At 64.0% G+C, this 21,849-nt stretch carries 21 protein-coding genes and 1 riboswitch; of the genes, 4 read left to right on the top strand and 17 right to left on the bottom strand.

Annotated elements, in window-relative coordinates; genetic code table 11:
• Positions 1-4: 4 nt before the first annotated feature.
• From HU770_RS04740 to HU770_RS04710, 7 genes are all read right to left on the bottom strand, one after another.
• Positions 5-1,342 (bottom strand): MFS transporter, encoded by a 1,338-nt coding sequence (locus HU770_RS04740; protein ID WP_186663166.1) that lies wholly within the window; start codon positions 1,340-1,342, stop codon positions 5-7.
• Positions 1,343-1,597: 255 nt separating this feature from the next.
• Positions 1,598-2,365 (bottom strand): hypothetical protein, encoded by a 768-nt coding sequence (locus HU770_RS04735; RefSeq protein ID WP_186663165.1) that lies wholly within the window; start codon positions 2,363-2,365, stop codon positions 1,598-1,600.
• A gap of 117 nt (positions 2,366-2,482) precedes the next feature.
• Entirely contained in the window at positions 2,483-4,633 is a 2,151-nt protein-coding gene (locus HU770_RS04730) for a TonB-dependent receptor (RefSeq protein ID WP_186663164.1), read from the bottom strand.
• Between the two features lie 68 nt (positions 4,634-4,701).
• Complete coding sequence (locus tag HU770_RS04725) at positions 4,702-5,109, bottom strand: DUF2946 family protein (RefSeq protein ID WP_186663163.1); 408 nt, start codon at positions 5,107-5,109, stop codon at positions 4,702-4,704.
• A gap of 125 nt (positions 5,110-5,234) precedes the next feature.
• Complete coding sequence (locus tag HU770_RS04720; protein WP_033698961.1) at positions 5,235-6,011, bottom strand: ParA family protein; 777 nt, start codon at positions 6,009-6,011, stop codon at positions 5,235-5,237.
• 122 nt (positions 6,012-6,133) lie between these two features.
• Complete coding sequence (locus HU770_RS04715; protein ID WP_186663162.1) at positions 6,134-7,711, bottom strand: diguanylate cyclase; 1,578 nt, start codon at positions 7,709-7,711, stop codon at positions 6,134-6,136.
• Positions 7,712-7,798: 87 nt separating this feature from the next.
• Positions 7,799-8,284 carry a hypothetical protein gene (locus HU770_RS04710; RefSeq protein ID WP_186654908.1) on the bottom strand — a complete coding sequence of 162 codons (486 nt, stop codon included), beginning with the start codon at positions 8,282-8,284 and terminating at the stop codon, positions 7,799-7,801.
• Between the two features lie 130 nt (positions 8,285-8,414).
• Here HU770_RS04710 and HU770_RS04705 point away from each other — a divergent pair, with 130 nt between their 5' ends.
• Both HU770_RS04705 and HU770_RS04700 read left to right on the top strand, forming a co-directional pair.
• A complete protein-coding gene (locus HU770_RS04705; protein ID WP_186663161.1) occupies positions 8,415-8,912 on the top strand; it encodes a GNAT family N-acetyltransferase in 498 nt (165 codons plus the stop codon).
• Between the two features lie 132 nt (positions 8,913-9,044).
• Positions 9,045-9,368: a hypothetical protein gene (locus HU770_RS04700; RefSeq protein WP_033698953.1), complete on the top strand. Its 324-nt coding sequence runs from the start codon at positions 9,045-9,047 to the stop codon at positions 9,366-9,368.
• 24 nt (positions 9,369-9,392) lie between these two features.
• Here HU770_RS04700 and HU770_RS04695 read toward each other — a convergent pair whose 3' ends face one another.
• The 6 genes from HU770_RS04695 to HU770_RS04670 all read right to left on the bottom strand — a co-directional run bounded on the left by HU770_RS04695 (position 9,393) and on the right by HU770_RS04670 (position 15,506).
• A complete protein-coding gene (locus HU770_RS04695; protein WP_186654900.1) occupies positions 9,393-10,730 on the bottom strand; it encodes an OprD family porin in 1,338 nt (445 codons plus the stop codon).
• Positions 10,727-11,161: a pseudoazurin gene (locus tag HU770_RS04690; RefSeq protein WP_186654897.1), complete on the bottom strand. Its 435-nt coding sequence runs from the start codon at positions 11,159-11,161 to the stop codon at positions 10,727-10,729. The genes HU770_RS04695 and HU770_RS04690 overlap by 4 nt, the downstream gene beginning before the upstream one ends.
• Before the next feature lie 17 nt (positions 11,162-11,178).
• On the bottom strand, positions 11,179-11,967 hold the full coding sequence (locus HU770_RS04685; protein WP_186663160.1) for an ABC transporter ATP-binding protein: 789 nt from the start codon (positions 11,965-11,967) through the stop codon (positions 11,179-11,181).
• On the bottom strand, positions 11,964-12,980 hold the full coding sequence (locus HU770_RS04680; RefSeq protein WP_033698945.1) for an iron ABC transporter permease: 1,017 nt from the start codon (positions 12,978-12,980) through the stop codon (positions 11,964-11,966). Before HU770_RS04680 ends, HU770_RS04685 begins: the two co-directional genes overlap by 4 nt.
• Entirely contained in the window at positions 12,980-13,990 is a 1,011-nt protein-coding gene (locus tag HU770_RS04675) for an ABC transporter substrate-binding protein (protein WP_186663159.1), read from the bottom strand. The genes HU770_RS04680 and HU770_RS04675 overlap by 1 nt, the downstream gene beginning before the upstream one ends.
• 127 nt (positions 13,991-14,117) lie before the next feature.
• Positions 14,118-14,311, bottom strand: a riboswitch (cobalamin riboswitch).
• A 28-nt stretch (positions 14,312-14,339) separates the two neighbouring features.
• Positions 14,340-15,506, bottom strand: coding sequence for a heparan-alpha-glucosaminide N-acetyltransferase domain-containing protein (locus HU770_RS04670; RefSeq protein ID WP_186663158.1), 1,167 nt, complete (start codon positions 15,504-15,506; stop codon positions 14,340-14,342).
• Between the two features lie 260 nt (positions 15,507-15,766).
• Between HU770_RS04670 and HU770_RS04665 the strand changes: the two genes are divergently transcribed.
• A complete protein-coding gene (locus HU770_RS04665) occupies positions 15,767-16,513 on the top strand; it encodes an outer membrane beta-barrel protein (protein WP_186654882.1) in 747 nt (248 codons plus the stop codon).
• Between the two features lie 69 nt (positions 16,514-16,582).
• Here the strand turns inward: HU770_RS04665 and HU770_RS04660 are convergent, their stop codons facing one another.
• The 3 genes from HU770_RS04660 to lpxO form a co-directional block, all read right to left on the bottom strand.
• Positions 16,583-17,152 (bottom strand): GNAT family N-acetyltransferase, encoded by a 570-nt coding sequence (locus tag HU770_RS04660; protein ID WP_186654880.1) that lies wholly within the window; start codon positions 17,150-17,152, stop codon positions 16,583-16,585.
• Between the two features lie 76 nt (positions 17,153-17,228).
• Complete coding sequence (locus tag HU770_RS04655) at positions 17,229-17,573, bottom strand: carboxymuconolactone decarboxylase family protein (RefSeq protein WP_033698936.1); 345 nt, start codon at positions 17,571-17,573, stop codon at positions 17,229-17,231.
• A 212-nt stretch (positions 17,574-17,785) separates the two neighbouring features.
• Complete coding sequence (gene lpxO, locus HU770_RS04650; protein ID WP_033698934.1) at positions 17,786-18,685, bottom strand: lipid A hydroxylase LpxO; 900 nt, start codon at positions 18,683-18,685, stop codon at positions 17,786-17,788.
• Positions 18,686-18,842: 157 nt separating this feature from the next.
• On the opposite strand from lpxO, the gene thpR reads away from it, so the two are divergent.
• On the top strand, positions 18,843-19,388 hold the full coding sequence (gene thpR, locus HU770_RS04645) for an RNA 2',3'-cyclic phosphodiesterase (protein ID WP_186654877.1): 546 nt from the start codon (positions 18,843-18,845) through the stop codon (positions 19,386-19,388).
• A gap of 24 nt (positions 19,389-19,412) precedes the next feature.
• Here thpR and HU770_RS04640 read toward each other — a convergent pair whose 3' ends face one another.
• Positions 19,413-21,842 carry a TonB-dependent siderophore receptor gene (locus tag HU770_RS04640; protein ID WP_186663157.1) on the bottom strand — a complete coding sequence of 810 codons (2,430 nt, stop codon included), beginning with the start codon at positions 21,840-21,842 and terminating at the stop codon, positions 19,413-19,415.
• Between the last annotated feature and the right edge of the window lie 7 nt (positions 21,843-21,849).

Here is a 21,849-nt window from a genome sequence, read left to right as displayed (position 1 = left end):
ACGCTCAAACGTTACTACGCGCTGTAATCTGCACGCCGTCGACGCCTGCCTCATCATGCAGAGAAATCCGCGACGTCTCCGGCAGCGCCAACCCGCCCACCAGCGCCACCAGTGCAATCACCACCAGGTAGAATGCCGGTGCCAGGCTGCTGCCGGTCTGCCCGATCAACCAGGTAGCGACCAATGGCGCAGTGCCGCCAAACAGCGTATACGCGACGTTGTAGGTGATCGCCGAGGCGGTGTAGCGGGTCCGCGTCGGGAAGCTTTCCGACAGTAATGCCGCGGTCACCACGCCACTGCACAACGCACCCACCGCCAGCAGAATCACCCCCAGCAGCGCCCCGAACAGCGAACCGGAACTGGCCAGCCAATACGCAGGGAACACGCAGATCATCACCCACAGGCAGGTAAAGCCAATGGTCTTGCGCCGCCCCACCCGGTCGGAAAACGCCCCAGCCAGCGGGCAGCCGACGGCGGCGAACAGCAAGGCCACGGTGGTTACCAGCAGCGACTGGGCGCGGGTCAGGTTGCCGACCAGCTGCAGGTAGGTGGCAAAGTAGGTGGTGAACATATAGAACGACAGCGCCGTCAGCGAGATGAACGCCCCCAGGTTGCGGATGGCCCGGCCATGGTTGCGCAGGGTCTCTTTGAGCGGTGAATGCTCATGTTCTTTGCCCTGTGCCACGGCTTCGCGGAACGCCGGGGTTTCCTCCATGCGCCAGCGCAGGTACAGGCCCACCAACCCCAGCGGGGCGGCGATCAGGAATGGCACGCGCCAGCCCCAGCTGCTCATGGCCTCGGCCGACAGGCTTGCTTCCAGGCCATAGGCGATCACCGCCGCGCAGGCAAAGGCGGAAAAGGTCGAGACCGGCACGAAGCTGCCGTAGAACGCGCGCTTGTCGTTTGGCGCATGTTCCATCAGGTAGGCGCAGGCACCGGCATACTCGCCGCCTGCCGAGAAGCCTTGCAGGCAACGGGCCAGGGTTAGCAGGACAGGGGCCGCCAGGCCAATGCTGGCATAGGTCGGCAGCAAACCGATCAAGGTGGTGGAGCCGGCCATCAACAAGATGGTCAACGACAGAATGCGCTTGCGCCCAAGGCGGTCGCCCAGCGCGCCGAACACGATCCCGCCCAGCGGGCGCAGGGCAAACGCCACGGCAAACACGGCGAAGGTCTTGAGCAAGGCCACGCTGGCATCTTCACTGGCGAAGAACTGGCTGGCGATAAGGGTTGCGAGAAAGCCATAGACGGCGAAGTCGAACCACTCGACGAAGTTGCCGATGGCCGAGGCGGCGATCACCCGGCGCAGGGTGGCGGGGGATACCTCATGAGGTGTGGACATGCGGATGCTCTCCGGTTTCCATTGGCAGCCTGAATGAACGTGACACGGTCGGGCCGCGTCATCATTGTTGTGCTGTCCAGTAGAGCGGCGAGCGCCTGCGGGTGCTTCGTCGAGGGCGACATCGGGATACCTGTTTCAACCGTTCTGTAGGAGCGGCCTTGCGTCGCGAAAGGGCTGCGAAGCGGCCCCGGCGATTTTTGCTGCGCCACACAACCTGGGGCCGCTGCGCGACCCTTTCGCGACGCAAGGCCGCTCCTACAAACCCACCATCCACGGGGCATAGTCGACTTCGCTGTAGCCTTCGGCCTTGCCCTGCTCGTTGCTGCTGAAGCCTGGCATCTTGCTCAGGTCGAGCTTCATGCAACGGCTGTTGAGTTGCGCCTGCAGGTTGCCGTCCAGGCGGAAGGCGTCCTCGCGCAGCGGGTTGGGGGAAAGCTGCACCAGGCAGCCGTCGACCTTGCCTTGTGCGTTGGCCTGGTAGAACACCGAGGCCTTGCCGATGCTGGTGACCGGCAGATCGCGCAGCAGTTGTTGCCAGAAGTACTCGCGTTGGGCAATGGCCCGGTAGCGGGCGGTGCCGGGGGCCTGAACCGCGCGAGGTAGCTGGACGATGATCGGCGCCCGCACTTCGACGGTTTCATCGTCGTTGTACAACGCCGCCGGCACGACGGGGTAGATGGTCTTCCAGCACAGGGCTTCGACCAGGTTCGCCAGCGCCTGATGGTCGGTGGGCGTTACATCGGCAGGCAGCAGCGCGCCATACTCGAACGGGGCTTTTTCGGCCTTGCAGGCGACCGGCGCGCTTTGCCGGTCGAAGGTGACCTGTAGCGTAACGGCGCCCATCTGCTCGCCGGTTGGGGCCAGGGCGATGCTCCGCTGCAAGGCTTGCTGCGTGTTGACGGTGAACGTTTTCAGGGCTTGCGGATCGACGTCTGCCGGTCGGTCGGCGGAAGGGGACGATTGGCAGCCAATCAGGGTAATCAGGGCCGCGCCGAGAAGCGCGGGGGGCAGTGTCTTGTACACGTGAACGTCCTTGCTGAAGCGGTAGCCGGGTGTCTTCGTGAGCCGGCTGATCATGAAGGTGGAAGCTTATCACTGGCGGCCCTGTCGCGAGGTAACCCCCGCGCCAGAGCCGGTTGGTCAGAAGCGCATATCCAGCGCCAGCTCGAAGGTGCGCGGGGCACCCATGTAGTACTGGCTGCTGTAGGCCTGCTTGGCATACACCTCGTCGGTCATGTTGCGCACCCGCCCGGTGACCGTAGTGTACTCATCCAGCCGGTAGCGCGCGAAAGCGCCGAACAGTGTGTAGGCCGGTGCCTTGAGGGTGTTGGCGTTGTCGGCATAGACCGAGCCCACGTAGCGCCCATCGACCCCTGCCGACCACGCCTGGGTGAAGCTGTAGGTCAGCCACAGGTTGCCGACGTTGGCCGGGACATTGACCGGGGCATTGCCCTTGCGCGATACCGATACCCCGTTGACTGCTTCGTTGAACGCATCGTACTGCGCATCGACGTAGGCGTAGTTGGCCTCGGCTAGCAGCTTGGGCGTGACCTGCAACCGCCCGGACAGCTCGACACCGCGCGAGGTCTGCTGGCCGGCCTGCACCGTCAGGTTGGCATCGTTGGAGTCGCGCACGGCAAAGTCCTTGCGCACGATCTGGTACAGCGCCAGGGTGGCGGCGGCGCGGCCGTCGAGGAAGTCGAACTTGCTGCCGACTTCCCATTGCTCGCCTTTGGACAAGTCGAACAAGCCCACGTTGGAATAGGTCGCCGCCGCCAGCGAACCGGCCGGCAAATCCGCAGAGCTGCTGTACTGGGCGTATACGCTGGCGGTGGGGGTCAGCGCGTAGGTCAGGCCGATGCGCCCGGAAAGCGGCTCCCAGCGGCGCTCGAAGAACGCCGGCGAAGTCGGCGAGACCGCGCCATAGTTGGTCACTTGCATGTCCAGGTAGTCGTAGCGCAGGGCAGTCAGCAAGGCCAGGCGATCGGTCAGTTGCAAGCGGTTTTCGGCGAACACCGCGCGGTTGGTGACTTCGTGGCGGCGCTGTTTGGTCAGCCCGGCATTTACCCCTGGGATATCGTCGAAACTGCCGGGGTCGAAATGGTCGGCGTCGACGACGTCGCTCCAACTGCTCGACGTCGGGTAGAGGGTCTGGCGCATGCGCGAGTACTCCAGCCCCAGCGACCACTGGCTGGCGAAGCCGAACAGCGTGTTGTCATGGCGCAACTCGATGCGATCGCCCAGCAGGTTCTGGTCGTGGCTTTGCAGGTAGGGGCTGCTGCGCTGCACCTTGCCATCAGGGGTGTAGCTGTAGCGTTCGACGTTGCGGTAGTCGCGCTGGGCATTGTAGTGGTACAGCGTATTTTGCACCCTGGTGCTGTCGCTGAGCTGGTAGTCGAGGATCGAGCGCAGCCAGCGTACCCGCTGTTCGTAGCGACCGTCAGCGACGTTGTAGTTTTCAAAGCGGCGGCTTTTGTCGATTTTCATCGTGCTGCGCCCGGGCAGGATCGGCGAGCCCCAGTAGGGGCTGTCCTCGCGGTCTTCCTGATACTCCAGCGCCAGGGTGTGGGTCAGGTTGGGCGCCAGGTCGCTGAGCAGCGAGAATGCCAGGCTGTCGCTGTGTCGCTGGTTGCGGTCGATGTAGCCATTGCCCTGGCCCCGGCTGAAATCCAGGCGCATGAAGTGGCGGGCATCGGCGGGGTTGCTGGCCAGTGCCTGATTGATGCCGAAGGCCACCTCCGAGTCATCGTAACTGCCATAGCGTACGCGCCCGTCGAGGGTCTGCTGGTCACGGCTGGCAAGCTTGGTGATGTAGTTGATCGAGCCGCCCACGGCACCTGCGCCGTGCAGGAAGGATGACGGCCCGCCAATCAGCTCGACCCGGTCGAGCACCCAGGCATCCACGGGCCGGGTGGCACTGCTGTAGCCCAGGTTGATGCCGTTGTAGAGCTGGGTAACCTGGTTCTGGGTGAATCCCCGGTAGGCGACGAAGCCGCCGTAACCTGGGTTGGCCGAGGCGTTGACGCCAGTCATGGCGTTGATCACGTCCTGGCTGTCCTTGGCGTCGCGCGCCTCGATCAGGCGGCGGTCCGAGACGCTGACCGACGCGGGGGTTTCCCGCGCGCTGAGGCCCAGGCGCGAGCCGGTGCGGATCGGCTCGTCCAGTTGCACGCCGGAGGGGGTGTCGCGTTCGCCATCGATGGTGGTGGCGTTGAGTTCGAGCGGGGCGGTTTCGGCCCAGGCGAAAGTGCAAGTGCCCATGAGGAGCACCAGGGAGGTATTGCGGATCATGTTGTCGTGTCTTCCACGCAAAGGTCATGGCTGACCACCCGCGCGCACTGAGGCGCGCCGGGTCGAGGTCAGGCGAACTGAAGGGCGGCGTGAAGCACAGCGGGGGAGGCGCGGGGGTTGAGGGCGGGGCGTAGGTAGCGTGGCGGCGGTTGGGCCCAGCTGCGCACGACGATGGGTGAGTTGACCCCGGCCTGGGTGGGCATGAACGCCCAGCTGGTGTGGGCAAGCGGTACTGCCAGGCCGAACGAGGAGCATACCGGGCAGTCGAGCTGGGCCATGTGCTGGTCACCACCGGCGTGATCCAGGTCGATGGCCGGGCCATGCTCACTGCTGATCGAGCAGAAACCACCTTCCAGGCCAGCCAGGCGCAGGCCGCCCATCTGGCCGTGGTGCAGGCCGCACAGCAACAGGCTGAACAGGACGCTGGCATAGAGCGTCCATGCGCTCAGCGTGCGGGTCTGCCGGGTGGTTTTCATGGCGGCGAATCTATCACCCGGATGAGTGATCGGGTAGCCCTGATCACCCAAAATGCTGGGTCTGTAGGCAATTGCCCACACTGTCCTCTACTAAAGCAACGAGGTAGGGTGTGTTCCAGGTCCGCTCAAGCCGCCCGCTCCAGCACATCCAGCAGGTCGGCAAATTCCAGCGTCAACTTGTGCCGCGGCGCCAGATGCACCAACGGCACCGACACCTGATGCGACTCGCGCATCTTGATAGAGCTGCTCAAGTACACCGGCAGCACCGGCACGCCTTCCCCCCGCAATTGATCGACCAGGGTCTGATGCAGTGCAGTGCGCCCGGCGAACTGGTTGACGACAATCCCTTCCACCTGCAGCGTCGGGTTATGGTCCTGACGCAGTTCTTCCACCTCGGCCATGACGCTGTGCAGCGCCTGGCGCGAGAAGCTGTCGCAATCGAACGGGATCAGCAGGCGTTCGGCAGCCACCAGCGCGCTGAAGGTGTAAAAGTTCAGCGCCGGTGGCGTGTCGATATAGATCCGCTCGTAGTCTTCGGCCAGTTCCACCAGCAGCTTGCGCAGCTTGTTGATCTTGAACTTGCTCTCCAGCTTGCTTTGCAGGTCGGTAAGGTCAGGGCTGGCGGTGATCAGGTGCAAGTTGCTGTAGCGGGTCTCGGTGATGGCCACGCGGTGCTTCTTGCCGTGCGCGGTGGCGGGGGACAACGTCTGGCGGAAGAAATCGGCAATGCCCGAGGGGATGGCGTCATTGACCAGCCCGGTCAGGTAGTAGGTGGCATTGGCCTGCGGGTCGAGGTCGACGAGCAAGGTGCGATAGCCTTCAGCGGCACTGGCGGCCGCCAGGTTGCAGGCAATGCTTGATTTGCCCACGCCACCTTTCTGATTGAAAACCACACGACGCATGAGACGCTCATCCATGAAGAGTGAAAATGTCAGGTTGGGGTCAATCCTATGACTGAAACACGACAGTTTTATGACAAGGCTTGTAACAACTCAGGGGGCGAGCGGGCTGTATGGGTTCAGCGCTATAAACCCTCGACGCACACCCGATTGCGCCCCTGTTGTTTTGCGCTGTAAAGCGCCCGGTCTGCCTTGCTCAATGCATCGCCAGGCTCGCTGCCTGCATGGCCAGGCCAATGCGCCACGCCCAGCGACACGGTTACTGCCCCCACCGGTTCCACCGGCGTATCCTGCACCGCCGCCCGCAGCCGCTGCGCCACCGCTGCGGCAACCTCCAGGCTGGCCCCCGGCAGCAGCATGAGAAACTCCTCGCCGCCGGTGCGACACAGCAGGTCGCCTTCGCGGCAACAACGCCGCATGAGCTCGGCTAGCCGCTGCAGCACCTGGTCGCCGACCTCATGCCCATGCCCATCATTGACCCGCTTGAAGTGGTCGATATCCAGCACGATGGCCGAAAATGCCCGCCCTTCGGCCTCCAGCAGCGACAGGCTGAAATCCAGGCTGCGGCGGTTGCCCAGCCCGGTCAGCGGGTCGGTCTGGGCATCGCGGTTCAGCCGGCCGATGCGCTCTTGCAGCAGGTTGAGCCCGAATAGCAGCGCACGTTTGAGTTCGGCCGCCTCGAAGTACCAGGCCGGCACCCGATGCAGGCGCTCGGCGGTGCCCGCGCGGTCCATCGACCTGGCCCCGGCCGCCAGTTGCCAGAGTGGCCGGGCGATGGTCATTGCCAGCCACCACAGCACCAGGCTGCCGACCAGTGCCAGCGGCGCGGAGGTGCCCACCACGTTGAGCACAAGGCGGCTCAGCGGTGCCACGGTCTGTTCCAGCGGTTGCTGCGCCACCACCCCCCAGCGAGCGCTCGGCACCGTGGCGAAGCCTGCCAGCATGGGCACGCCCTGGCTGTTGGTAAGCTGGCGGGTACCGCTGTCCAGTGTCGCCAGTTGATCGATCAGCGCGTTGCCTTCCACCACCGTGCCTACTCGCTGGCTGTCCGGGTGATAGAGCAGGCGGCGATTGCGGTCGACCACATAGAGGTACGAGCCATCCTTGTAGAAGTGCTCGCCCAGCAGGCTGTTGAGGATGTTGCGCTCGCGCAGGTACAGGCTGCCGCCGACGTACCCCAGGTAGCGGCCATTGCTATCGAAGATGGGTTGCGACAGTGCCACCACCAGGTTGTTGGCGGCTGACAGGTAGGGTGTCGAAACCAGCGCCCTGCGCTCATGCAAGGCTTCCTGAACACCGGGTGACTGCACCTTGGTGTTCAGGTAGTGGCGCAATGTAGCAGGGGATATGGCCCGCAGGATGCCTTGGGCATCGACCACGAAGGTCGAGTTGAAGGCCATGCCTTGGTGCAACACGCGATCGGTTTCTGCCTGCAGGGCGTCGGCATCGGCCAATTGGTTGGCTTGTACCCCGGCGCTGAACGCCAACTGCCGCAAGGCGCTGGCGATGAAGGTCTCAGTGATCGAGGCCAGTTTTGCTGCGTACACCCGGTTGGCCTCCAGGGCGTGGTCGATCAGCAACTGGCGCTGAACTCGATAGCTGGCGAAATAACTGGCGCAGAGCATGACCAAGGCGGTCAGGGCGCAAAGAACCAGAATGAGCGAGCGTAGATCCAGGCGCAATCCATGCTTGGTGTGTGTCAATCCTGACCTCGCTGGTACGAAAAGGGAGTAACCCTGCTTTTTATAGGTGTAGTGGGCTATTGTCGCCGCAGCCGCGTGCAACGTCGATCAGGAACCTGACTTTTCCTTTGCCAGTGCATCCAGCTCATTCTCGACATCTTGCATGCGCTGCTCGACCAGTGCCTGTACCTTCGCGTCACGGGCGGTTTCGCGCATCAGGGCGGTCAGCTTCTCGCTCAGGCGTTTGCCAGCCTCGGTGTCTTCCATGGCGCGGGCCTTGGCCGGGTCCTGCATGGCTTCGACGATGCTGGCGAATTCGGCGTCGCTGAAGTTCTTCTCGCTGTAGAGCTTGAACAAGTCCTGGCGCTGGTCGTCGACCGTCAGGTGCTTGCGCAGGACATCCCGGATGCTCGCTTCAGGCACTTGCGGGTAGCGGCGTGACAGCAGCGCCGCCATGCGGTCGATGTTGTGCTCATAGGCGTCCTGCAGTGGCAGTTGCGCCAGTATCTGTTGTTCGCGAGAGGGTTTCTGGTCGCAGGCGGCGAGGGCCGCGGTCAGTAGCAGTGGCAGCAGCAACGTCTGGAAGCGGGGCATGGAATGGCCTGGTGGGCGGTCAAGACCTCGGATTATAGCGAGGTCGGCCAGACCGCGACGACCCCTGAATTTGCCAGGGGCGGCCCGCTGCGGTAGAACCTTTGCCCTCACTCCCAAAGCCTTTGCCCCCATGCCGAACTGGATCATCCAAGCCGTCCCGCAGGCAGCCATCGACGAAGTCGTGGCTTTCGTCGACAGCGCCCGCCGCGAGCTCTTCCCCCTGCTCGCCGCTGCACCGTTGCCCCATGACCTGGCTCGTTTTGCCGAGACCTACCTGGACGGCGAAGGCGTGTTCCTCGAAGCCCGCGATCAGGGCCGGCTGGTGGCGGTGATTGGCTATGTCCCCTATGACCATCGCTTTGCCCAGCTTGCGTATCAGCGCATGCACGTGGTCGAGGTGGTGCGCCTGTTCGTCTTGCCGGCGTATCGCCGACATGGGCTGGCCGCGGCGTTGTTCGCCGCGTTGCGCCAGGCGGCCGAGCAGGCGGGCGTCGAGTGCCTGTACCTGCACACGCACCCGTTTCTGCCGGGAGCGATTACGTTCTGGCAGCGCCAAGGGTTCGCGGTGATCGATGTGGAGCAGGACCCGGTGTGGCAAACCACCCATATGCAATTGCAACTGGCATGAGCTGCGCGTAACCGTTCAGAAACCCCCTACAGCTGGCGTTCTGCTGTGCTCAACGCGTTCATTTCAAAAGCACGCCAGCTTGCTTACCTTCCCGCTCACAGCTCGAACCATGCACAAGCGGGAGAATCGCCGATGCCACACATGGCCTTGTACAAGCTCAAACTGCTCGATGAATTCGAAGACCGTAGGGACCTATGGTCATTCGGCCACTTCGAAAACAGGCTGATGGACTTGTGGCGGGGCGCCACGCGCCACGACGCCAAGGGCATCATCAATACGGCGCACAAGGAAGGGCGTTGGCCCAGGACCGTGAAGCGCTACCTGCTGACCAACTACAAGGCATTCGGCAATGTCAGCGCAGAGTTGGGCCAGACGTTTGCCGAAGTGCTTGTGTCGATGACGGCGCAGGAAAAGGCCGAGTGGGGGTTGCAGGCGCAATCCGCTGCGGCACCTTGACCCTGGGACCTGCTTCAGGGCGTGTCAGAACCCGCCCCCCAGCGGCCACTCGACTGCCAGGCGAATCTGATCACCGTCGAGCTCCGCCTGCGCCGTGTTGCCCCGGTGTGCATTATGGCGAATCGAGAACGTGGTGCCCTTGGCCTTGCCACTTTGCACCACGTACCGCGCCTCAAGGTCGCGCTCCCAATGCTTGCCGCCCTTGCCGTAGCCCAGGTACGCATAGCCGCCAGCGGGGTCGACATGCGTGCCATCGATATCGAACCCGCGCACATACAGCGCCGTCAGGTTCAAACCCGGCACCCCGTAGGCGCCCATGTTCAGGTCATACCGCGCCTGCCATGATTTCTCGTTTGGCGCGTTGAAGTCCGACATCTGCACGGCGTTGGCAATGAAGATCGCGCCGCGCGTCACATAGTCGAAAGGCGTATTGCCGTCCACCTGCTGCCAGCCCAGGCTGAAACCGTGCGGCCCCTGGTTGTAACGCGAGACCAGGCTCCAGGTGGTGTTGTCGATGCGCCCGGACAGCGCCTTGCCGGTGTCGGTGGTGCGGTACAGGTTGAGGTCCAGGCTCAGGCTGCGGCGCTCGTCCAAGGCGTGGGTGAGGGTGCTGCCCAGGTAGTGCTGGTTCCAGCTGTCCTCGTAACGTGAGGTATACAGGCTGGCGTTGAAGGCCGCGCCGGGGTTCCAGACCACGCCGGCCAGGTCGAAGCTATTGCCCTGGCGGCCATTGGAGTAGTTCACCACGAACCCCTGATCATGGCTTGAGGCGTTGCGGTCGGTGCTTTCGTTGAAGTGGCCGGCGACCAGCCGGAGCGTGTCGATCTCGCTACTGTTGAGGAAAAAGCCGGTGGCGGTCTCGGGCAGCAAACGGCTGTCGGACGAACTGAACACCGGGGTCTTTACCCGCTGCTCGCCGTAGGACAGCACCGTGTTTGACACCCGCACCTTCAGCGCAGCGCCCGCTCGGCTGTATTCGTTTTTTGGGTGCCCATCGTTGTCGACACCCAGCAGACGCGCCTTGCCGACACGGCCACCGCCACTGTCGAGCTGTACGCCCAGGTAGGCATGGGCATCGACACCGACGCCAACCAGGCCCTGGGTGAAGCCGGACTGGAACGTGCCCATCAGCCCGTAAGCCCATTCCTCAGCCTTGCCGCTGCGTTCGCTTCGGGGCTTGTAGGCATTGCGGCCACTGCTGTTGCGCCCGCCGTGCCGGTAATCGCGCTGGTCGAATACGCTGCGATTAAGCAGGCTCCAACTGCCGTCTTCAATGAAGCCCTTGCTGTTGGACTGGGCAGAGTCAGCCGTCGCGAAAGGAGTAAGCCCCACCAGTGGAAGCGCCAACAACAGGCGCTTCATTGCCCAGCCCCCAGCTTCTGCAGTTGCGCAGCAAAGCGGGCTTGCGCCCGTGCAGGTAGGTTGGCAGGCAATTCGGCAGGCGCCGCGTCACCCACCTGAATGACCATCACCATACCCATCGCCAAGTGCGGAATGCACTGGATGCCGTACACGCCCGGCACGCTGAACTGGTGCTCGTAAGGCTGGTTCAGTTTGCTCTTGAACGCCTGCGCCCCCTGTGGCAGCAACCCTGGCACGCTGGCAGCGTTATGCCCACTCATGGTCGGTAGAAAGCGCACCGTGTCACCGGTTGCGATGTGCAGGTGATCGGGCTCGTAGACCATCGCACCCTGCGTGCCACGGTTGAGCATCTTCACTTCGTGCACCTCTGCCAGCACGGCAGGGGCAAACAGGGTACTGGCGAGCAGCAGGGCGACAGGGCGCAACAGCATGGTGGGAACTTCCTGGTTCAGGGGGCGCGAAAACGCAGAATGCGCGCGCCGTCGAAGGGGTCGGTGAGGTAGTGGGCGCGCACGCCGAAGGTACTCAGCAGGCGCTCGGGGGTGAGCACGTCGAACGGCTTGCCGAGGGCGACCAGGCGGCCTTGGTCGAGCACCGCGACGCGGTCGCAGGTCAGCGCCTGGTTGAGGTCGTGCAGGGCCACCAGGGTGGTGACCGACAGCGCCTGGACCTGTTGCAGCAGGCTCAACTGGTGCTGGATGTCCAGGTGGTTGGTTGGCTCGTCGAGCAATAGCACCTGCGGGCGTTGGGCCAGGGCGCGGGCAATGTGCACACGCTGGCGTTCGCCACCTGAAAGCGAATGCCACAGGCGCGTGCGCAGGTGCAGGGCGTCAAGGTCGGCCAAGGCCTGCTCGACGATGGCACGGTCCTGGCTGGCGAACGGCGCCAGGGCCGACAGCCAGGGGGTACGGCCCAGGGCAACCGCGTCGTATACGCTGATCGCATCAGCTGTGTCCGCCTGCTGCTCGACCAGTGCCAGGGCCTGGGCAATGCGCCGGCGTGGCAGCTGCGCCAGGGGCTCACCCAGCAGGTCGACACGGCCACTGCCAGGCTTGCGCAAGCCCGCCAGCAGTTTTAGCAGGGTCGATTTGCCAGAGCCGTTAGGGCCGACGATGGCCAGCGTTTCGCCCTGGATAGCGGCCAGGTCGATGTCGCGCAGCACGCTCCTGCCGCCCAGCTGCAAGCCCAGGCCCTGACAGGCAAGCGGGGCGATCTGCAGGTTGGCCATGACGGTCATGGGCGCCCCCGTCGGCTGACCAGTATCAGCGCGAACACCGGAGCGCCGATCAGCGCGGTGACCACGCCCACCGGGATCACCTGGCCTGGGATCAGCGTGCGCGACAGGATATCCGCAGTGATCAGAAACAATGCCCCACCCAGTGCGCTGGCCGGCAGCAGGCGGCTATGCCCGGGGCCGAGCAGCAGGCGCAGGGCGTGGGGAATCACCAGCCCGACAAAGCCGATGGCGCCGACGATGGACACCATCACTGCGGTCACCAGCGCGGCGCAACTGATCAACAGCAATTGGGTACGCCGCACCGGGATCCCCAGGGATGCCGCCGAATCGGTGCCGAAGGTAAAGGCATCCAGTGCGCGGCGATGCCACAGGCACACCACCAGCCCGAACAGCGCCACCGGCAATGCCAGCCACACCGACGGCCAGCGCACGCCGCTGAGGTTGCCCAGCAGCCAGAACAGAATGCCGCGTGCTTGCTCGGCGGTGGCCGACTTGGTGATGAGAAAGGCGGTAAGGGCGGTGAACAGCTGCGAGCCGGCAATGCCGGCAAGGATCACCTGAGCATTGTTGTTGCTCGGCCCGGCAGCGCGGGCTAGCACCAGCACCAGCGTGAAAGCCGCCAGCGCGCCGATGAAGGCACCGCCTGACATGCTCAGGGCCACGCTGCCCAGCCCCAGTAGGCCGACCAGCACCGCGCCGGTCGAGGCGCCAGCGGACAACCCCAGCAGGTAGGGTTCGGCCAGCGGGTTGCGCAGCAGCGCCTGCAGGATCACCCCGCACGTGGCCAGCCCGGCGCCGCAGGCGGCCGCCACCAGGGTGCGGGTCAGGCGGTAGTTCCAGACGATCCCGGCGTCGATCGGGTCGACCGGGTAACCGGCCTGCCACAGGTGATTGGCCAGCACCTGGTAGACCACGTTCGGCGCCAGGTCGCTCTCGCCGATCGCGGTACCGGCCAGCAGCGCGGCGCACAGGGCTGCCAAGGCCAGGACGCTGTAAGGCAACAAGCGGCTCATCACTGTGCCGCTTTACCGCTGGCGAACGCCGCAGACAGGGTCTGCAGGCCTCGGAACAGGCGGATGCCGGCCTGCATGGCGTCGGCGTCAAGGACGATGATGCGGTCGTGCTTCACCGCGTCCATGTTGCGGGTTACCGGGTCGTTGTGCAGGAACTCGAGTTTTTTCTGGTAGTCGTCTGCGGGGAAGCGGCGGCGGTCCATGCGGGCGATGATCAGCCAGGTCGGGTTGGCCTTGGCCAGGGTTTCCCAGCCCACGGTCGGCCATTCTTCGGTGGACTCGACCACGTTGCGTACGCCCAGGGTGCGCAGCATGAAGTCGGCGACGCCTTCGCGGCCAGCCACATAGGGGTCGATATCCAGGTCGGCGCTGGAGAACCAGAACAGCGCCGAGGTGTTGGACAGGTCCTTGCCGGCCAGTTGCGCCGTGGCGCTGTCCAGGCGGCCCTTGAGGTCGGCGTTCAACGTCGCACCGCGGTCTTGCACGTCGAAGATCTCCGCCAGCTGGCTGACGCTTTTATAGATGCTGTCGACCTGGAATGCCTGCAGGCGGGTGCCATCGGCACCCACCAGGTTGTCCTTGCCTTCGCAGTCCGAGGGCAACAGGTAGGTCGGGATCTTCAACTCGTCGAACTGTTCGCGGGTACCCACCACGCCTTGAGCGCCGACCATCCACTCGAATTGCACCGCCACCAGCTGCGGACGCTTGCCCACCACAGCCTCGAAGCTCGGGTCGTTGTCGGCCAGGCGCTCGACCTTGTCGTTCATGGCCTTGAACTCGGGCAGCACGTTGTTGAACCACAGCGACGTGCCGGCCAGCGTGTGGCCCAGGCCCAGTGCATAGAGGATTTCGGTGCCGGCCTGGCCGATGGTGACCGCACGCTCGGGGGCGTGGGCGAAGGTCTGTGGCATGCCGCAGTTGTCGACCGTGAGCGGGTAGTGGGTGGCAGCGGCCTGGGCCAGGCCAGTGAGGCCGAGGCCAGCGATCAGGGCGGCAATACGGGGCAGCATGGTGGGGCGATCTCCTATCGAATGGTTCACGGCATGAACGCACGGACAGGCATCGCCGATGCCCCTTGCGCAGGGCAGGGGGCAGCACCCGCAAACGGGTGGAGATGGCCATCCCGGACACCCCGCCGGTTGGTGGATTTTCGCCGGCAGGTCTCCTGACTGGTGCGTCATGGCCCGGCTCCAGCCTTCCCGGATTGATCCAGTGGCATTGATGGAGCAGGCTCGGCACCTACAGTTGCGGGGGCAGTTCCGTTTGGCCCGGTGACGGGCCTGGGATTCCCTATTGATTCCGTGGTGGAAACCGGCGGCCCGCATGGTAGACCATCAGGCAACCGGGTGAAAACGCTTTTCAGAAGTACTTCAGCCAGGTGATGTCACGCCGCCGCGCCTTCAAACGGGCGAACCCGCGTACCGGCAGGTACAGCGACACGGCCAGCAACGCGGCACTCAGCCACACCGCGGTGATGCCGTCGAAACCGAAATAATCACCCTGGTTGTGACCGAACAGGGCGACGCAGGCCAGATACAACAGCTTCAGCACATACAGGTGCAGCAGGTAGAAAAACATCGGTGCTGCGCCGTACACCGCAAGGGCGCTGATCCAGCGCGCCTGGCCGACGCGCTCGAAGCCGCGCAACAGCAGCAGGCCGCAGCCCAGGGTGAGGGCGAGGAACAGCAAGCTGGGCGGGTACTTGGTGATGTTGAAGAAGCTCATCAGCGTCTGCGTCAACGTCGGGTACCCGCTCCAGGGGGCTTCGCCATAGCCGTTGAGCATGCGCAGCGCGATAAAGCCGAGCAACGCGATCGCCCCGGCCAGCAACAGCCGGTGTTGGCGTTGACCTGCATCGCTGTTGCGGGCGAACCAGGGGCCGAGGCCGTAGCCCAGGGCGATCACGCCGATCCAGGGCAGCACAGGGTACGAGGTGCGCAGGCGCAGGTTGTCGGAAAACGCCAGCCAGCCGCGATCATGCAGGATCGCCCACGGCACGTGCATGGCCGACTCTGCGCCGAAGTGCAGGTGGTCGAGCAGGTTGTGGCCGCCGACGATGATTGCACCCAGGGCGATCAGCGCCGCACGTGGCAACCACACCAGCAGCGACAGCGCGATCATGCTCACGCCGATAGCCCAGATCACCTGCAGGTAGACCACGCTCGGGGGCAGCTGGAAGGTCCAGGCGAAGTTGACCAAGGTGAACTCCAGCACCACCAGAAACAGCCCGCGCTTGAACAGGAAGGCGCAGACGTCGCTGCGGCCCTGATACTTCTCGCCATACAACCAGGCCGACAAGCCAGTCAGCAGGACGAACACCGGCGCACACAGGTGGGCCAGGGTGCGGCTGAAGAACAGCGATGGGTCGGTGGCGTCGATGGCCATCGGGTCGCTGACCTGGCGATGGAGGAAAAAGGTCTCGCGGACGTGGTCCAGGAGCATGAACAGGATCACCAGGCCGCGCAGGGCATCGATGCTCTGCAGGCGCTGGGTGACGAGAGTGGGGGTTGCGCTGGCGCTGGTCATGAGGGGTCGCTGGTAGGAATGGAGTGTTGTTATGAAATGTTATCTTATATCTTTATTCGGGTTTCCGGCAATGACGGTTTAGGTTGAATTCAGGCATGCACCCCACCAACTACCTTGCGCGTCAATTTTTGGCGCCCCAGAAATACCTTTTAAAAACATCGCATTGCGCGTTCTAACTGATTTCTTTTCGAACTTTCTCGACAGCGTGTGTCTCGAACCGATCGTTCATCATTTATTCACAAGTCATGGAGACTCCACGCATGTCCGCTCGTCATCTGCTGCGTCACACCTGCCTGCTTGCCCTTATTGCATCGCCCCTGGCGGCCACCGCCGCGCCCAGCACCGACCCTCTGTTCACCTTCGGCCTGCTGGGTGCCTACGACAAATTCAAGTTCGAAGGGGGCAGCGAAACCGACAAGGAACACCTGGGCCAGGGCGGTGTGTTCGCTACCTTCGGCAACAAGATGACCGCCGAATCCGGCTTCATCTATCAGGTCGGCGCCGAGGCCAAGTACGGCAAGAAGAACGACAACAAACTCAAGGAAGCCCAGGCCGATCTCGACCTCGGCTGGCGTGCGGCGCTGGATGCCCGCAACTTCGTCGACGTGACCGTGGGCGGTGGTTACAGCTGGTCGCGCTTCGAGCCCGAAATCAACGACCTGGATACCAAGCTCACGGTCAAATCGCCCTTCGCCAAGGCCGCGCTGGGCTACAACCACCAGTTCGACGCCTCGACCCTGCGCGTGGAAGTGGGGGCACGGCATACCCTCGATGGCCGGGCGCGCCTGAAGGTGGATGATTTTGGCAGTGACAGCGTGGACCTCAAGGACCGCACCAACCCTTATGCCGAGGTAACGCTGCTGATGAACCAGCAGGGCGGCATGCCGGTGCAGGCCGGGGTCTACTACACCCGCACTGAATACAAGCTCGATGGCGACTCGCCCGTGGCGGACAACACCAAGCTCAAGCGTGACGAGTTTGGTTTCAAGGTCGGCTTGGCGTTCTAAGCGGCGATTGGCCAACGCCGTGGTACGTGTAGGAGCCGCGCAAGCGTGCTCCTACCCCGGGGTTGGCGATTAACGCCCGCGCCGCCGCGACACCCGGGCCTCGATATTCTTGCGCCCGATCAGCAAGGCGGGTTTTTCCACCACGGGCTCATCCGCCAGCCACTTGTACATCACCAGGCAATCCACCAGGCCCAGGCGGGCGTGGCGGAATGCCTTGGGCAGGCGGCCGACGGTGTCGAAGCCAAGCTTGTGCCACAGCGCCACGGCCACTTCGTTGCTGGCCACGACCGAATTGAACTGCAACGCAAGAAACCCTTCCTGACGCGCCAGCTTCTGCGAATGCTCGCACATAGCACGGGCCACGCCACGGCCGCGTGCGGCCTCGCACACCATGTAGCCACAGTTGCCCACATGGGCACCGGGGCCGGCGGCATTGGCTTTGAGGTAGTACGAGCCCAGTAGCTCACCGGCGTCCTCAAGCACCCACGTATGCAGGGGTAGCTCCAGCCACAAGTGCCGGGCCTGTTCGACGCTCAAGGCGGGGTCGAAGGCGTAGGTTTCGCGGGCCTGGACAATGGCCTGGAAGGTGGGCCAGAAGCGCTCGAAGTCCTCAAGCGTCATGGGGCGGATGTGGCTCATGGTGGATCCTGCAATGGCTGGCCGCCAAGTCTGGGTGGCGCGGCGCCATCGCGCAAGGGCGATGCGCCGCGTGGGCTCAGCCGGTGGCCTTGCCCACTGCATCCATGGCGCGGGCCGAGTAGACCAGTGCGGCCCCTGCATTCATCGCCACGGCCACACCGAGGGCCTCGGCGATCTCTTCGCGGCTGGCGCCGTGTTTCACCGCTTGCTGCGAGTGCACGGCGATACAGCCGTCGCAGCGGGTGGTCACGGCCACTGCCAGGGAGATCAGCTCACGGGTCTTGGCGTCCAGGTGGTTGGTCTTGGCGCCCGCACCGCTGGCGGTCATGTAGCCGGCCACGGTGTCGGGGGACAACTGCTTGAGGTCGCCGATGCCGGCCATCAACTGCTTACGGTAGGCGTCCCAGTCCATCATGCTCATCGTCTTCACCTTGGGAAGGGTTGCGAGTGGAGCTTTCAGGCTAGTCGATGTTAGGGATGCCTGTGTGCTGTCTGTGTAGGAGCGGCCTTGCGTCGCGAACGGGCTGCGTAGCGGCCCCTGGGTACTTGCGTGACGCTGAAATACAGGGGCCGCTACGCAGCCCGTTCGCGACGCAAGGCCGCTCCTACAACGACAGCACCCACGGCGAAGCGTCAGATGTAGATAAACACCAGTACCAGCGCTGCCACCACCGCCCACTTCTCCAGGTAGTAGCGCATGCGGTTGCGCTTTTTCAGCGCCTTGCCGCGCTCGCGGATCTTGTAGATGCGGGTGAACAGCCGGTTGATGCCGCCGGTCTTGTCGTTGGCATCGTTGGGCGCGGCAGCGGCAGCCATGACGTTGCGGCTGAACCATCGGTTGAATGCGGTTGCCCAGCGGTACTTGAGCGGGCGCTCGACATCGCAGAACAGAATGATGCGGTTGTGCTCGGTGGTGTTGGCGGCGTAGTGGATGTAGGTTTCATCGAAGATCACCCCCTCACCGTCGCGCCACGAATACTTCTCGCCGTCCACATCGATGTAGCAGCCGTCGTCGTTCGGCGTGTCCAGGCCCAGGTGGTAGCGGTAGGACCCGGCATACGGGTCGCGGTGGCGCACCAGCTTGGCGCCCGGTGGCAGGGTGGCGAACATCGCCGCCTTGACCGTGCCGATACCTTGCAGCAACTCGGTGGTACGCGGGCACAGGGCCATGGCAGACGGGTGGCTTTCGCCGTACCACTTCAGGTAGAAGCGCTTCCAGCCGGTCTTGAAGAACGAGTTGAAGCCCACGTCGTCATAATTCTCGGACTTCTTGATTTCGCCCACGTGCAGCAACTGCTGAGCCTCGGCACGGATTTCCTGCCAGTGATCCTGCAGCGGTTGCAGTTCAGGGAAGGCCTCGACCGGCAGGTAAGGTTTGGCCGGGTGCTTGGAAAACAGGTAAAGGAAGCTGTTGACCGGCGCCAGGAAGCTGGAGTGGTCGCCCAGTTGGCGAGTCAGCTTGTGACGAACCCGACCGCGCAGGTGAACATAGGCGATCGAGAGAACGAAAAGGAGTACGAGTGCAATTTTCATGGACGTTTACTTGTCGAAAAATGGCCATGCGCCATGGCATAAGCTCGCCAGCATAAACAATCATGGGGGCAGTTTGTACTTATTGTTACGTGACTACCGCGCGACTTAGGTGTAATGGCCTAGCGCTTGCGCAAACGATTCACGCCAAGGAGATCACATGGTTCAGGACGCTCGCGCCAGTGGCGCCCCCTTCAAACGGCTGTTTTTCGCCTTGCCGGTCAGCGATGTCCAGCGCCGTGCCCTGGCCCAGTGGCGGCGCGGCTTGAACCTGCGCAGCGGCAAGCCGGTACCGGCCGACAACTTCCATGTGACGCTGCTGTTTTTGGGGGATGTGGACACTGCCCTGGTGCCGGCGATCTGCGCTGCGGTCGACGTGCTCAAGCGCCCGGCTGCGCCGCCGCGCCTGTTGCTTGACCGCTTGCAGGTGTGGCCGCGCGCCGGCGCCCTGGTGCTTGAGCCGCAACAAACGCCGCCGGCCTTGTTGCAGCTGGTCTATGGCTTGCAGCAGGCGCTGCTGCCCTTGGGCCTGGAGGCGGCGAGCCGCGAGTACCGCCCGCACCTGACCTTGTCCAGGGACTATCGCGGCCAGCCGCCAGAGGCCGCCAGCGCCCCGGAGTTCTTCCTGGCCGCGCGGCATTTCACCCTGTACGAGTCGCGCAAGGGCGTTTACTGGCCGCTTGCGCAATGGCCGATGGCCGACTGACGCCTGCTCGGAACGTTCTGCTGCTTAAAACTCAGGGGTGTACTTGACCGTCAGCATGAAGTTGCGCGGTTCGCCGTAGTTGTTGCTGCCATTGAGCTGGTTGAAGCCGGCGACCCAGTACTTCTTGTCGAACAGGTTGTTGGCGTTCACTGCCAGGTTCACTTCCGGCGTCAGCTGGTAGGCCAGGCGCGCGCTCCATACGGTGTAGCCGGGCACGGTGTAGGTGCGCTCGTAGCCCAAGGTGTGGCTTTGGCTGGTGAAGCCCAGGCCGGTGCTCCAGCGCTGGCCGTCCAGCGGCAGGGTGTAGTCGGCCCAGGCGCGCAGCATGTGCTTGGGGGTCCACTGGCTGAATACGCGGCCTTCGTTATCTGGGTCGTCGAGGAACTTGGTGGTGTTGTAGGTATAACCTGCGAACAGTTGCAGGCCGCTGAGCACCTCGCCGCTGATCTCGGCCTCGATGCCCTGGCTGCGCACCTTGCCTGCCGCGGTGGAGCAGTACCCGCCATCACAGGCAAAGCCCGAGGCCACGTCGGTAACCGCGCGGTTTTCCTGGTCGTAGCGGAACAGCGCCAGCGAGGCGTTGACGCGGCCGTCCAGCAACTCGCCCTTCAGGCCCGTTTCGTAGTTGCTGCCGATCACCGGCTTGAGAGGGGCATTGCCGAGGGCGCGCTCGGTCTGCGGGACGAAGACATCGGTGTAGCTGGCGTACCAGGCCCATTCGCGGGTCAGGTCGTAGACAAATCCTGCATACGGTGTCACTTCCCCTGTTTCGGTCATGTGGCTGGTGGGGTTGACCTGGCCTGGGTTGAGGCCGCGGTAAGTGGTAGTGGCATAGCTGTAGTCGAACCAACTGACACGCGCCCCCAGAATCAGCGTCAAACGGTCAGTCGGCTTGATCCGCCAGGCACCGTACAAGCCTTTTTGGCGGATATCATAGGCGCTGCGTTCGGAACGCCCGAAGGGGGTTGCAAGCAAGCTGTCGCGGCTGGGCTCGGGGCGATCATGGTCGATGTCGAAAATGTTGTCATTGCCACCAAAGGTGCGCCAGTAACCATCATCGGTGGTCAGCTTGGAGTAGTTGCCACCGAGGGTCACCTCGTGGGCCAGGGGGCCGGTGTCGAAGTGCCCCACCAGGTTCATGTCCAGGCCCAGTTTGGTTGAGTGGAAGTCTGTGATCCAGTCGGCATATTCGAGGCCACTGCCGTCAGGCTCCAGGCCTTCCAGCACCGTTTGCGTCCGTTGATGGGTGGACGTGTTGGTTTCGCCCATACGCAGGGCTGCAGCCTTGAAGGTCCAATCGTCGTCGAAGCGGTGCTCAAGGTCCAGGTAGTAGGTGGTGACGTCAGTCTGCGCCCGGTTCCAGCGGGCGCCGGTGAAGGTCGAGCGTGGCAGGTCAACCGGTTCACCGGTGGCATAGCGAGGGATGCCACGCAGCATCGGCCGCGACTGCTGGCGGTTGTAGCTGATGCCGGCACCCACGGTGGTGGCGTCGTTCAGGTCGATGTCCAGTGCGCCATACAGCGAGTGCGATTTGCTCCACTGGTAGTCGATGAAACTGTCGCTCTGGTCCTCGTCGGCGACAAACCGACCGCGCACACGCCCATCGGCGGTCAATGGGCCGCCTGCGTCCAGTTGCAGGCCATAGTGGTCCCAGGAGCCGGCCTTGCCGGTGACAGTGACCGTCGGGGTGGCCTGGCCACGCTTGCGCACGAGATTGATCGCGCCGCCGGGGCTGCCGGTACCTTGCAACAGGCCCGAGGCGCCGCGCAGCACCTCCACGCGGTCGAAGAACACCAAGTCCTGGGTTGCCCAGTTGCCCAGCGAGTAGGTGTTGCGTGGAATCGGCACGCCGTCGTACTGCCAGTCGTCGATCTGGAAGCCGCGCGAAGTCACCACCACGCCAGGGCCGATGCCCTGTGCGCCGACGATCCCGGTGGTGTGGTTGAGTGCATCCTGCAGGTCGGTGATGCCTTGGTCGTCCAGCTGTTTACGGGTGATCACCGTTACCGACTGGGGGATTTCCTTGAGGCTGTGGGTGCCTTTGCCAAGGGTCACCGCACGGGCTGCGTACGAACCACTGCCTTCGCTGGTGGCATCCAGGTAGTTGTCGGTGATGCTGGTACTGCCAAGCTCCAGCACGTCGGTCTCAGGGGTGGCCGGGGCGACGCTGAAGTGCCCGCTGCTGGTGAGCCGCAATTGCAGGCCGCTACCGGCAAGGGCGGCTTGCATGGCTTGCTCGGCGCTCATCTGGCCGACCACCGCGGGCGCTTGCTTGCCACGCACCCGTTGCGGTTCGAGGGCGATGATGTAGCCGCTCTGGCTCGCGATCCGGTTAAGGGTGGTAGCCAGGCTGGCGGGCGGCAGGTCGAACGCCAGGGTCTGCACCTGGGCATGGGCGTTGAGGCTGGTCAGGGCGACGACGAGGGGCAGGGCGCGGGGCCAGAGGTTGAGCACAGAATTC

The organism is Pseudomonas sp. SWRI68, from assembly GCF_014269165.1.
Lineage (GTDB): Bacteria > Pseudomonadota > Gammaproteobacteria > Pseudomonadales > Pseudomonadaceae > Aquipseudomonas > Aquipseudomonas capeferrum.
This window is presented reverse-complemented; position numbering and strand designations above follow the sequence as displayed.